Consider the following 13,713-nt stretch of genomic DNA (forward strand, 5'->3'; position numbering starts at 1 on the left):
GTCATTTTTAAGTTTTCAACTATTGAATAATTTTTTTCTGTTAAAGGGCAAACTGAATACCGCGGTAGTACCACCGGCAATTTCTGATTGAATCGTAAAAAATCCGTTCCATCTTTGCGCCCGTTCCTTTAATATCCTGATCCCATTTCGGTCGTTTCCGTCGGTCACCATGCCAACTCCATTGTCCCTCACCGTTATACTGAAAATATTATCCGTTCCATCAATCCGAATATCAACCTGGCTGGCACCCGCATGTTTTTTTACATTGTTCAGCATCTCCTTGAAAGCCATGAATACATCCCTTCTTTTTTTAATCGACAACCTCTTTCCCCGGATGGTATCGTCCGATAAAAAGCTGAAGGCTATTTCATCCTGTTCCATCCATTCGCCGCAATATTTCCGCAATCGCGACACTAATTCCTCGGTAGACTCATCATTCACCTTCATATTCCAGACGATTTCATTCAGGGCTTCGGCTGCCGATTGCACTTCATCATTCAGTCTGGCGAGGTAATCCTGTCCGGCCGGTTTCACAGGATTTCCATTCCTGGCAAGGGCTCCCAGCAGTTGAATGCTGGTAAGCCTGGAGCCGATGTCGTCGTGCAGGTCGTAGGAAATATCATTCCTCATTTTATATACCCTGAGTTGCTGGTGCAAGCGGTAGCGATGCAGGCCATATAAGACCAGCGCCCCGCTTAGGATGGACAGCAGCAGGAACCATTTTTTCTTCCAGAAGGGGCTGTCTATGAATATTTCAATTCCATTGATAAAAGCTTCCTGTCCGGGGTAGGCAGAAGCCCTTACCCTAAACAAATAGGAGCCGGGCAGCAGGTTGGTATAGGATGCAAATCCACGAGCACCTGATTGCACCCAGTCTTCGTCATATCCCACCAACTGGTATTCATATTTTAACTTGTCGGGGGAAATCATTTCCAGGGCGGCAAAAGAGAAAGCCAGCGAGTTGTCGCGATGATTCAGTTGAATCAGTTTTTTGTAGGTGATAAGGGTATCCGAAATAATGGGATTATTATTTACCGTGGCGCCGGTGATGGCAACAGGCGTGGAGTACGCGGACAGATTGATGCTGCCGGGATGGAAAAAATTAAACCCTTTGATTCCCCCAAAGTACAGGGTGCCATCCGATGCCATATGGGAAGCACCCGTATTGAACTCATTGCTCTGGAGTCCATCAGACACAGTGAAATGATAGAGGTTCTGAAATCCAAGTCCACCCCCGCTAATGGTATAGGTGATTTTCGCCAGACCTAAATTGGTGCTCACCCACACTGCGTTGCCCTTATCGGGCTGAATGCCATAAATCATGTTATTGGGCAAGCCCTGTTCCCCGCTTATTTGTATGAGCTTTCCCGTTACCGGGGAAAAAACCAGCAGGCCATGTCCGGCAGTGCCTGCCCACAACCATCCGTCTTTATACAACATTGATTTTATCCCTTCCTGGTCGCGCAGCGCATGCCATTTATCTTCCAGATCGGGCCGATAAAATTTTCCGGATTTCAGGTTGAACAACTGGATGCCCTTTTCTTCCAGACCGATACAGAACAAACTGTCATTCAGGCGGACAAAACACCGGACATTGTTACTGGCCAGAGAAGAGTCTTTACCCGGCGCAAACTGGAACGACCTTTGTACACCTTTTTGCTTATCCAGTAAAAAGATCCCACCATTCCGGGTGGCAACCCAGGCCTTTCCATTTCCGTCATCCAGGATCTGCCAGATGGTATTATCCGGGATAAATTCGCCGGACTGTTTATCGGTATGAAACCATTTAACAGTTGCCTGTGTGGATCCATCCTTTATCAGCAATCCATTACCCTGGGTGCCGATCCAAAGCTGATGCTGTTCATCAGACATCAGGGATACCACCCGGTCATAATTGCTGATACCGGGCTTGTATGGACGAAGATGATAGGTTGCCGATGGCCTGAGGGAAGTATTCCACTTCGTATATCCCATACCGGAAGTACCGATCCAGGTATTCCCTAAACGATCGGTGGTGATCGCCCGCACCTGGCTGACGGCCAGATGACCGGGTGTGTTAGCCGTACTCACCAGGTGAAAATTATTCAACTGTTCATTGTACAGGCTTGCGCCACCGCCATCCGTGCCAATCCAGATGCCATACTGATGATCGGCTCTTATACTCAGTACATCATTGAAGGCAAGGGCAAAAGGGTTTCTGATGTCGGCCTTCTGGTGCTGGATCACGCCTTCCTTGTTATTTATAACGAAGAGTCCTTCCCCATAAGTGCCCACCCAGATGCGGTAAAGACTATCCGCATATACGGCAGGTATCACCAGGTTTTTGCCGCCGCCTGGCAGGTCCTCATAGTGATGGAAATTATCGTGGGTTACATTTTTAACAAAAAGACCTTCCCCCAGAGTGCCGATCCATACATTACCGGCGTGATCAATATCCATGGAGGCGGCATGTATACCCGGTAAAAAATATTTTACCCGATCTTCCTGTATTACGTTGATGCCATTGTCTGTCAGCACCCACACCTGGTTACTTCCATCAACATATAAGTGCTGAATCTGGTTACTGTTTAAACGTATTTTACTTCCGGCATCCGCGGTAAAATGTTCCACCAGCGAAAGACTGCTGTCAACCCGAAACAATCCTTCCGTCCAGGATGATAACCACAGCCGCTGTTTACTGTCCACCACAAAATGACTAAGGGCGGGCAGTACCAGGCTGTCCCTTCCGATGGTATGGAATTCCTTAACCTGGTAAGTAAGCAAGTTGAGCCGCAGCAGCCGGCCGCCATTGGCAATCATCCAGAGATCATTTCCATTGGCCAGTATTCGTCCCAGCCGGTTGCGCCTGGGTTCGGTGATATCATCAAAGCGGATGTCAAAGTGAATAAAACTGTTCCCATCGAAGCGGTTCAGGCCATCCTGGGTGGCCATCCACAAAAAGCCCGTATGATCGGTGGTAATATCCACCACGCTATTCTGTGACAGCCCCTCTTCAATAGTAATATTCTTAAAAAGAAGTCCACCCGACTGCGCCTGTGCACCAGCACCGGCACACAGGATCAACAAGGTCATCAGGGAAGCGAAATATGTCTGCCGGCCCTGCATCAGCGCCTGATAAATTCAACGCGGCGGTTTTTCGCCCTGCCCTGCGTTTGTCCATTATCCGCCACGGGTTCAGAGGGGCCCCTGCCATCTGTTTCCAGCCTGTCGGGGTCAATGGCAAATTCATTCACCAGGGCGTCCTTTACTGCATTGGCCCGTTGCAGGGACAATTCCATATTCCGGGCATCTGGCCCTGAATTATCGGTATGCCCCACAATTTTCAGTTTAAGTGAAGGCGTGGCTTTTAGTACATCCGCTACAGATTTCACCACTGCATAAGATTGCGGAAGGATGGTGGCTTCATCTACATTGAAATAAATGCCGGTGGTACTGTACTTGCCCGTTTGCGCGAACATTGTTCTCAGGTCGCGCTCCGCTTTGGCAATCCGGAAGTTGGTAATGCCTGCGAACTGGCCTTTCTCGGGCATCACATCAAATGCTTCCAGCAGGAACCATCGGCCCAGTTTCCCCTGCAGCAAACTCGGGGCATCCACTACCTTCTCTTCGTCTAACCATATACGAAGTCTTTGTTTGTTCACGGCGATGGATACATGTATTATCCCGTTAAAGGCCTGATCAAAATACCTGTCAATCCGGTTTTCAATTTTTGTGGTTGCTTCACCGCCAAAATTGCTCACCTGTTCTACCTTGAAGTTGTCGTACAGCAGGATGCCCAGTTCGGCCCGGCTGCCGGCAGCGCCCCCTGAATAGGCTTTTTTGGGAAGAAAGCGGACAAAAATCCTGGCAGTTCCTTTTGATTTGCCAAAGCCATTGGTGGCCAGGTCGAATTCGATGGTGTAGTTTTCCGGCAGGGCTTCTTTCATGGCCGGCATATATCCTGACCTGCGTAACATAGACAACCATTGTCCGGTGTACACATTGGTGGTAACCACTTCGCCGCTGCCACCGGTTTCCCAGCTAACCGGGAAGTCGCCAATCATATCGGTGGTAAAATCATCGTAGAAGATCGTTTCCGATCCGGGGATAAAGGTGAAATTGGAATAAGCGCCGAAACCGGGATTGATGGCCGTATCGCCGGTAAATTCATCCGATGGCATGGCGTTATCCATTCCGGACATGCCGCCGGATTGCTGGTCATTGCCCACCGTATTTTCATTCCTGTTTTTTTTCTTAAAAACTTTTTTTACCCCTTTAATGGTTTGGTTGATGCCTTCATCAATACCCCTGTCCACTGCTTCAGAAGTTTTCTGACCAACTTTGTTGTCGGCAGTTCTTTCTGCAGACTCTTTAACGGTTCTGCCAATTTTCACCTGGGCATGCGCGGTAGTGAACAGCAGCAGGGAAAAAAATAATACTATTGGTTTCATAATAAATTATTTGGGGGATTAATGTGTGCTGAATCAGCGGATCATGGGACTGTTCAAATTTGGAATGGCGGTGGAAGCACGGGTGGCGCGCATATTTACAGGCATATACTCAAAGGGAGTAGCAGGTTTAAGTTCGGTTAGGAAATAACTCTGTCCGGAAAACTGGTCGAGGTTATCTCCGTTGTGAAAGTTCAACACCAGCAGAAATTTCCCGGTTTCCGATCCTTCCCTGATGGTGCCTGACAGCCATTTTCTGGAGTTGGCATAGTTACCATAGTTGGTAGTACCCTCGATGGTTCCTTCGCGGATCAGGTCGCCCCTGGTGTACAGGTACCTGCCCTTCACTTTTTTGGTAGTCATATCTTCTACCAGGATGAGTTTACCCAGTGTATTCGTATTCCAGGTGCCGGTCCATGACACCGAGTTCTTTTCGCGGGTGCTGATGGAAGAACCCGCACTGGTTGTGGGCAGGGTGGAAACTGTGGCAGTCTGCTTCCGGGTTCCCTTCCACTCTCCCCTTGGTTTGGTATCGCTGTTCATTTTCCAGGTGCCGGCAAATACATTGCTGCCGGTGGCCCTGATGCTGAAAGTGCCGGTCAATTTATCTTTCACAAAACTGCCACTCAGGATGTTGGTAGTTGCGTTATAGGTGGCCATTATATTTCCCCGCGTGGCGGAATAACCTGTTACTGTATTTTTATTTTGTGTGAGCGTTAAATCGCCCATATTGGTGGTCCAGGTGCCGGCCCAGTTCATGGGCGCCATGGCTGTGGGTTTGAAACCTGAAAACAGGAAGGAAAAACAGATGACAGTAAAAAAAAGGATCCGGTTCATGGTATAAATTGATGGATGAAAAAATTAATTGGAAACTGTAAACTGCATTAACAGCGGCTCTGACTTTACTGCAATGCCTTCCATCGGCTGGGGTCTTACCTCCAGTTGAATGGCATATTTCCCGGGAGGAAGCTGGTATTGAAATTCTTTGGTAGCAAGTGCGAACAATGCGGGCAGAAAGTCAAAGGTCTCGGGTGGCAGGAAGTTTTCGCCGTTCATATTGTGCGACCAACCCTTCCTTACTGTGCTGGCCACAACGGAATCATTTAAAGAAACGGTGGTATGATAATCAAAAAAAATCCTGGGCGTTCGGGGTGGCAGATCCCGCATATCCAGAATAAGGTTCAGGGCATAGGTGCTGTAGGTAAAATCCAGGGCAATTTTTTCAGGCGTGGGTATTTCCAACACCGTGTCCTGGGGAAAATCTTTGATCAATAGTTTACTGGTAACCGTCTGGGAGAATGAAATGTTTTCAGTCAGCAGGAAAGTGAAGATGAATAAAAAAATTCTGGTTGACATAGTTCTGGTGGTTGATGAACCAAAACTATACTACCGGAACTATCAGGGAAATACTCCTTTTAGATGATCAGACAATCTTTTCCTGCAATACTTTGGCGATAGCTTCCTTGCCGCAGTTAACATGAAGTTTCCGGTAAATATTCCGGAGATGGGTTCTGCAGGTATCAAAAGCGATGAACAATTCTGAAGCAATCTGTTTGATGCTGTAGCCCTTGATCAATAACTGAAGAATTTCCAGTTCGCGGTTGGTAAGGCTGTATTCCTTTGGTGAAACAGGGCGATCTGCTTTAAAGGAACCCAGAACACGCCGGGCGATGGCAGGTGACATGGGAGCCCCGCCCAGCCTCACTTCCTGGATGGCATCCAGCAGCCTGATGGGGGATGTTTTTTTCAGAATGTAGCCGTCTGCACCTGCGCATAAACTGCTGAACAATTTATCATCTTCCTCAAACTGTGTGTACATGATGATATCAATTTCAGGATCGAGCTCCTTAATTGTACGAACCCCTTCAATACCGCTGATCTCGGGCATATCAATATCCATGATAACCACTTCCGGACGGTACTCACCTACAATAGCTTCTGCCGCCAGCAGGTCCTTGTCGTGGTAGACCACTTCAAATTCGCCGCTGCTGTTCAGCAGGGTAGCCAGGGATTCCCTCAGCGTATTATTATCTTCAAACAAAACAATTCGAACTGCCATAATTTAAATTAAGGATCGTATTCCTAATCAGATCTAGTCCATTTGAGTGATGCCCTGTCAAACGGTATGGTTAACCGAACCTGCACACCTCCATCGAAATGCTGTTCGAAGTTCACGCTTCCTTTCCATTTTTCCACCCGGTGGTGGATACTCCTGATGCCATTGCGGTCAGTTTTCTGGTCGGCGGGAAAACCTTTACCATTGTCTGCCACCAGCAGGTTGAATCGATTACCGGATGAATGAATATCAATCTGCAGGCGATCGGCACCCGAATGTTTCAGCACATTATTCAGGAGCTCCTTATATGCCAGGAAAATATCCCTTCTTTTTTCCCTGTTCAGTTTCTGGCGGTTGCTGAATGTGTCGGACCTGAACTGCAGGTGGATGGTGGTTGGTTCCATCAGGTCTGCCGCAAACCGGCGCATTCTCGACACCAGCTCAGCGGCAGATTCATCTGTGGTTTTTTCATTCCACACAATATCATCCAGGGATTCGGAAGCCAGGCTTAATTCCTCTTTCATCTTCTGCACATACCGGCTTCTCTGCGGGCTATCATTTACATTTTTGTCGAGAATTTCTCCCAGCAATGCCAAACTGGTTATCCTTGCCCCAAGGTCGTCGTGCAGGTCGGAGGAAATACGTTTGCGAATCAGGTTCTCCCTTACCAACTGCTGAATCCTGGCGCGGTAGAAAACATACATCACCGCCATTATTAACAGCACCAGCAGCAGTTTGAAGAGATTGGTTTCATGAAATTCCGGCAGGACCAGAAAACTTACAGCAGCAAGGCTGTTGGGCTGAACTTCCTTTAACCCCATTTTCCTGACCTGCAAATCGTAGTTGCCTTTGGCCAGGTTATGAAAGTGGAGACTATTCTGTGCATCCACTACAATCCAGTTTCCCGCATCGCCATTATGATTCAGCCGGTATTCGAAATGGGGGATAACCAACTGGTCATAATCAACCATGGCAAAATCTATGGAGATATTATTTTCGTCGGGGTTCAATGGAACAATGGAAGAAAAGTTGAGTCGTTTTCGGCTACCCGGCAGGGTCATTCCGCGAAACAGGAGGGGGTTTTCTTCACCCGGAAAGAATACAGCCAGTGATTTGATTTCCAGAATAGTGTTCAGGCAGCCCAGGTAAAGCCGGCCGTTCTTCTGATCGATATCCAGTTGCAAGGCCCAGGGTACTGCGTTACCGGTTATTTTACCATAGCTGAAATACCTCGACCTTCCACTCTGGATATCATATACCATCAGGCCATTACTGAGATAGATCCAAAGCTGGTGATTGTCTGTATAGAACAGAGACAGTGCATCGGAAATGGCGCCATCATTCACCTGCAGTACCTGTGTTATCGGGCCACCGGACTTTTCACGGGAAAACAGTCCGGCCTGGTTCACAAAATACCAATGACGCTGCTGTGCGTCGATGGCGAAGCCGGAAATTTGTTGCGAGGGGTTATTGCCCTGGTTGATTTTAGTTACCACAGTATCAAACAGACCGGTTCTGGCATTCCATTTTGTCAGTCCATTGGTCACATTAATCATCCAGATATTTCCCTTGTTGTCCTGTTGAAAACCGGCAGCATGGCCCAGGGGAAAATCACGGGGACCCGTACCCGCAGCAAACCGTTTCGCTGTTTTACGCAAAGGGTCATACACCAGCAGTCCGCCAAAACGCCCTCCGCTCAGCCATAAACTGCCATCTGCCGATTCAAAAAAATACAGCGGGATAAACCCCTTACCTGCCGCCTTCAGGAGGTCGGTTTGTTCAACAGGTTTATAACCGAAATTGAAGCGATGAAACATAAACATCCCGTTACCGGTTGACACCAGCAGGCTGTCGGAGTTCCAGGGGATTACCCGGAAAACGTAGGCTGGCGGGGCAGTTCCGCTGGTGGGATGGATGGTTTTGATATGCCTGAAAGTGGAATCAAATACCTGGACGCCGCCCGAGCGGGAGTATACGCTGGTCCAGTAGTACTGCCCGGAACGAAGGATATTATTTACCCCGCGGAAAAGGCTGTCCTGCTGGCTGGAATGAAGCGCATACTGTTCAAAAAAACGCTGGTATCCCTCCTGCATTAGCAAACCGGTTTGGGTGCCCAGCCAGTTGCGGCCCATTCGGTCTTCGAAGGTTAGGGTGGGCACAATAGCTGTCATCTTTCTGCTGACAGGCCGGGTCAGTTCGAGGGTGTTTGTGTTGTACTCACATTCAAAAAAACCACCCCTGGCGGAGTTGATCCTGGCCCTGCCGGCGGCGGGAAATTCAAACCTTGCATCCCATCGGATATAGTAGGTGGGGTCAAATGGGAAGTACCATTTTTTCAACTTTTTACCGGCCTGATCCAGGACATATAACATTTCATCGCGACTGAACTGATCAAAAAAGAATAACTGATCTGCGGCATTGATATCAAATACATAAGCCCGCTGGTGTTCAGCTAAAAATTTGCGCAGGAAAGCATATGGTGCAGAGCTATCCTGGTCAACGGGAACAATCCTAGCCTGGTGGTGGTAATAAATATGATAACCCTCTGTAGTTGCGAGTAATGCATCCCCATTGGTAAATGCGGCAATGTTGAGGCAGAAATAAATCCTTTTAGCGCCACGCCGGCCGGCATCGAAATTGCCTTCGATGGCAGTAATGCGATTCCAGTTGCTGTCGTACACATAAACGCCGGTGAGGGTACCCAGGATTCTTTCGTTGGTGCCGGGAATTTCCAGGTGCTGCACATCATTGGTCCAGTTTTCAATACCTGGCTGTCCGGGTATCTCAATATGTTTCATGATGCCGGTGGCATGATCAATTTCAGCGAGTCCATAGCGGGTTGCTGCCACCAGCTTATGATCAGGCGTCGACGCCAATCGCCTGATCTGGCTGTTGCGAAGGGCACTGTTCTGGTGGTTATACAATTTCCAATGGCGACCATCAAACCAGTTCAATCCATTTAAAGTGCCCACCCAGGTAAAGTCATCCCTATCCTGCAGGATGCAGGAAACCTGGTTGTCGGAGATTCCATCGTCAATCGTAAAATTCCTGTACCCATCGATTGTTTGAGTGTATGCAATACTAATCTGAAGGAAGGTGATTATGGTAAGCAGGATACGCATACATGTTTTGAGCCGGAAATTTTCAGTTAAATTAAGATTTTCATCCCTTAGCTAACCCTTCTGTTTATGCGATAAAATTTTCAAGTTCCTGCTGCTTACATAAAATCACTGTCATCGGTGTTCGAACAATGAAGATAGGTTCCGCATCGGCTATAGCTTTGCGGCCTGTTTAAACCTTCACTTATGAAAAGAATTTTACTATTCGCAACCCTGTTCCTGCTGGGTTATGCAGGATTTTCCGTACCGCCGACAACGGCATCTTCCAACTTTTCCGTTACCGAAAGCGCGAAGGAGGGAACTTATTTTACCATGAGTTTCACCCAGGGCAATGGTGCCGGCCGTATCGTGATTGCCAAAAAAGGAAGTCCGGTTACCGCCGTACCCGTGAATGGAATTGGCTATACTGCCAATGTAAATTTCGGTCAGGGATTCCAGTTAGCACCCGGAGAATTCGTGGTGTATGCCGGCGCAGGAAGCAGCGTAACCATGCGCAACCTCGAGCCGGCCACAGAATACCATCTCGCCATCTTTGAATACAACGGCAGTGGAGGCACCACCGAATACCTGGTATCTCCCTATCTCGCTGCCAGTGCCAGCAGTGCCGCACCACCTGCTGTACAGGCGAGCAACCTGAACTTCACGGCTGTATCAGGAAACAGTTTGCGGCTCAACTGGACCAATGGCAGCGGGCGCGGCAGGCTGGTGATCGCGAAAGCCGGCAGCCCGGTGGATGTATCTCCCACCAACCTGGTCAGCTACTCAGCCGTTTCCAGTTTCGGAAGCGGCACGCAACTGGGCAGCGGTAATTTTGTGGTGTATAAATCCAACACCTCTTTTGCTGATATCACCAACCTGCGTACCAATACCACCATGCACTTTGCCGTTTTTGAATATAACGGTAATGGTGAACCGATGTTCCTGACAGCCACCACTGCTGTCGCCTCCCAGGCAACAACAGACAGGCCCACGCAGGCTGCAACCGGCTTGTATAGTTCCAGCCCCGATGGCAATGCACTTCGACTCACCTGGTCGAACGGTACTGGCAGCGGCCGGATACTTGTAGCCAGAAAAGGATCGCCCGTCAGCGCCTTACCTGTGGACGGAACCGATTACACCGCAAACTATGTTTTCGGAAACGGTGCTGCCCTGGCACCCGGCGAATTTGTTCTGTACAAAGGCAATTCGACCTGGGTCGATATTTCAGGCCTGGAGGCATCCAGCACTTATCATTTCGCCGTTTTTGAATACGACCTGCGGCCCGATGGCAAGCCGGCTTATCTCACCAGCAGTTTTCCTGTTACAACCGGAACAACCCTTTCCGCCCCAACCGTGCCAACCAGCAATATTATTTTTTCCGAGATCGGATCCACTTCCATGAAGCTGAGCTGGACGGCCGGGAATGGCAACAAGCGAATAGTGATCGCCAGCGAAGGCGCGCCAGTGACGGCCCTCCCTGAAAATTACAAGAACTACTATACCAGTTCAACCTTCGGAAACGGTGCGGCTATTAGTCCGGGTAACTTCGCAATTACCGGTGGGGCCGTGCATGGTGTAACCGTCACCGGACTGAAACCCGGGGCGGCCTATCATTTCGCCATCTTTGAAGCCAATGGCGGCGGCGGTCCGGTTTATCTGTTGACAGATCCTGCCAGGGGCAGCGCCGCCACTTCTTCCAGGCCCAACCTTCCATCTTCCAATATGACTTACAGCAGCATTGAAGGAAACAGTATGCGGTTAAGCTTTTCCATGGGGAATGGCAGCGGCCGGATTGTGGTGGCCAGGGCCGGAGCACCGGTAACCAGTGTACCTGCAGATGGGGTGGAATATCCCGCCAGTACCGTATTTGGCAGCGGAACGGAAATGAATGCAGGGGAATTTGTGGTATTGAACTCAAATAACAGTTGGGTGGACCTCACCAGCCTGCAGCCTGCAACGACCTATTATTTCGCAGTGTTTGAATATGCCGGAACGGGTGCCACCAGGCAGTACCTGACCAGCAGTTTCCTGGCTGGCAACAAGGCAACCTTATCGGCCCCCACTATTTCCGCATCCAATATGACCTTTAGTTCGGTGACCAATAACTCCATGACCATCGGCTGGACGAACGGCAATGGCAGCAGGAGGCTGATGGTCGCAAAAGCAGGCGCGCCCGTGGATGCAGACCCGGAAAACCTGAAAAGCCATTTCGGCAGCACAGCATTTGGTTCGGGTACACATTTGGGTAATGGGAACTATGTGGTGTACAATGGCAACGGAAACTCGGCCGCACTAACATCGATGCTACCCGGAGTCACCTATCATTTCAGGGTCTATGAAGCCAATGGGAATTCAGGGCCGGTATATAAATACACCGATCCCTTGACAGGCAGCCAGACAACACTTGGCCGTCCGTCCGTAGCCGCAAGCAACCTGAGTTTTTCCTCGATTGAAGGCAATAGTGTGCGGCTGAGCTGGACCTCCGGAAACGGCACCCGCAGGATTGTTGTAGCCCGCGAAGGTGCGGCGGTATCGGGTGTTCCGCAGGATGGAACGGATTATACCGCCAACGCGCAGTTTGGGGCGGGACAGCAACTGGGTGCCGGTGAATACCTGGTGTACAATGGCAGCAACAGCTATGTGGACATCAGCGGAATGGCTCCGAATAAAACCTATCATTTTGCCATCTACGAATATGCGGGAACGGGAGCCACCATAGCCTACCTGGTATCATCTTTCGGTAGCGGTCAGTTCAATACGCTCTCTGCTCCCACCATCCAGGCCTCCAACCTGATGTTCTCTGCAGTAGGTAGCAATAGCGCCACCATCAGCTGGAACAACGGAAACGGAAACAGGCGGCTTGTAGTGGTTAGGGAAGGACAGGCCATTGGCTTTACGCCCGCTGATCTCACCAAATATGCTCCCAACGCCAATTTTGGCACATCGGTGATCAGTCCGGGTCATTCTGCCGTGTATTCGAATAATGGTAACAGTGTAACAGTAACCGGACTTTCAGAAGGGCTCACCTATCATGTGGCTGTGTTTGAATACAACGGTACAGATGGACCTGTATATATGAGTGCGACCCCCCTGGCCGGCAGCTTCACCACCTTCGGTGCACCTACCATTCAGTCTTCGGATATACAATGGGGTTATGTCAGTGAAACCTCCATAACGCTAGGCTGGCAGAATGGAAACGGTCAGCGCAGGATACTGCTGGCAAGGGAAGTAACTGCGGTGGATGGTATTCCGGCAGACAACCAGGCTTATCTCGCGAACCCGTTCTTTGGTTCGGGCGACCAGGTGGGAGCCGGTAATTTTGTAGTGTACAATGGCACGGGCAATACGGTGACCATCAGCAATATCAACCCGGCAGTCGATTATTATTTTGCGCTGTTTGAATACAACCAGTTTGGTCCGGCTTCTATCCGTTACCTGACCGGCGGTCCCGCAACCTTTATCCTTCCTGCCAATTCAACCCTGCCGGTGGTGTGGCTGGATTTTACCGGCAAGAATATCAACGGGCAGGTGAAACTGGAGTGGAAAACCACCATGGAAAGCGAGAACCGCCTGTTTGAAGTGGAGCGCAGTACGGATGGAAAGAATTTCACCCGGATCGGATCCGTTCAGCCGGGAGCTGCAGGTGACCACATCAATTACTACAGCTATACCGACAACCATCCTGTGGCGGAAGCCTATTACCGCATCCGGCAGATTGATATCAACGGCAGGTTTGAATTTTCGAAAGTGATCCTGGTAAAGTCGCTGGAAGGGGCCGAAGTACGCATCCTGCAGAACCCTGTAACCACAAACCTTCGCTTTTATGCAAGCTGGCAATTTGTGGGAGGCAAGGCTGAAGTGCTTAGTGCTACGGGTGTGGTCATTACCCAGGCAACTATTACTGGTTCAATCACCACAATGGATAGGGGCCGGGAACGGCCGGGAATATATTACCTGAGAGTGGTATCAAGATCTGGCTTGGTTAAAGCCATTCCATTCCTTAAAAATTAAGGTTGACAAGATGAATTAAATCGCCTGCAGGAGATAATGTCCTGCAGGCGATTTTTATTATCAGCCCTTCGTGGGGGTAGCCGTCTGACGTGCGTCTGACGTACGTCAGACGCACGTCAGA

At 49.5% G+C, this 13,713-nt stretch carries 7 protein-coding genes; 1 reads left to right on the forward strand and 6 read right to left on the reverse strand.

All coding sequences use genetic code 11. The annotated features are described in order from the left end of the window. Nucleotides 1-15 precede the first annotated feature (15 nt). The 6 genes from BC349_RS10380 to BC349_RS10405 all read right to left on the reverse strand — a co-directional run bounded on the left by BC349_RS10380 (nt 16) and on the right by BC349_RS10405 (nt 9,605). Nucleotides 16-3,105, reverse strand: a complete 3,090-nt coding sequence (locus BC349_RS10380) for a ligand-binding sensor domain-containing protein (RefSeq protein WP_187256658.1) — start codon at nt 3,103-3,105, stop codon at nt 16-18. After that, nucleotides 3,105-4,430 carry an OmpA family protein gene (locus BC349_RS10385; RefSeq protein ID WP_187256659.1) on the reverse strand — a complete coding sequence of 442 codons (1,326 nt, stop codon included), beginning with the start codon at nt 4,428-4,430 and terminating at the stop codon, nt 3,105-3,107. The genes BC349_RS10380 and BC349_RS10385 overlap by 1 nt, the downstream gene beginning before the upstream one ends. 33 nt (nt 4,431-4,463) lie before the next feature. Then, a complete protein-coding gene (locus BC349_RS10390) occupies nt 4,464-5,264 on the reverse strand; it encodes a hypothetical protein (RefSeq protein ID WP_187256660.1) in 801 nt (266 codons plus the stop codon). 24 nt (nt 5,265-5,288) lie between these two features. Then, nucleotides 5,289-5,783: a hypothetical protein gene (locus BC349_RS10395; RefSeq protein WP_187256661.1), complete on the reverse strand. Its 495-nt coding sequence runs from the start codon at nt 5,781-5,783 to the stop codon at nt 5,289-5,291. Between the two features lie 67 nt (nt 5,784-5,850). Then, nucleotides 5,851-6,486, reverse strand: a complete 636-nt coding sequence (locus BC349_RS10400) for a response regulator (RefSeq protein WP_187256662.1) — start codon at nt 6,484-6,486, stop codon at nt 5,851-5,853. Between the two features lie 23 nt (nt 6,487-6,509). Then, nucleotides 6,510-9,605, reverse strand: coding sequence for a sensor histidine kinase (locus BC349_RS10405; protein WP_187256663.1), 3,096 nt, complete (start codon nt 9,603-9,605; stop codon nt 6,510-6,512). Between the two features lie 183 nt (nt 9,606-9,788). On the opposite strand from BC349_RS10405, the gene BC349_RS10410 reads away from it, so the two are divergent. Next, complete coding sequence (locus tag BC349_RS10410; protein ID WP_187256664.1) at nt 9,789-13,592, forward strand: fibronectin type III domain-containing protein; 3,804 nt, start codon at nt 9,789-9,791, stop codon at nt 13,590-13,592. The last annotated feature ends 121 nt before the right edge of the window (nt 13,593-13,713 follow it).

It is taken from the genome of Flavihumibacter stibioxidans (assembly GCF_014332695.1).
GTDB lineage: Bacteria > Bacteroidota > Bacteroidia > Chitinophagales > Chitinophagaceae > Flavihumibacter > Flavihumibacter stibioxidans.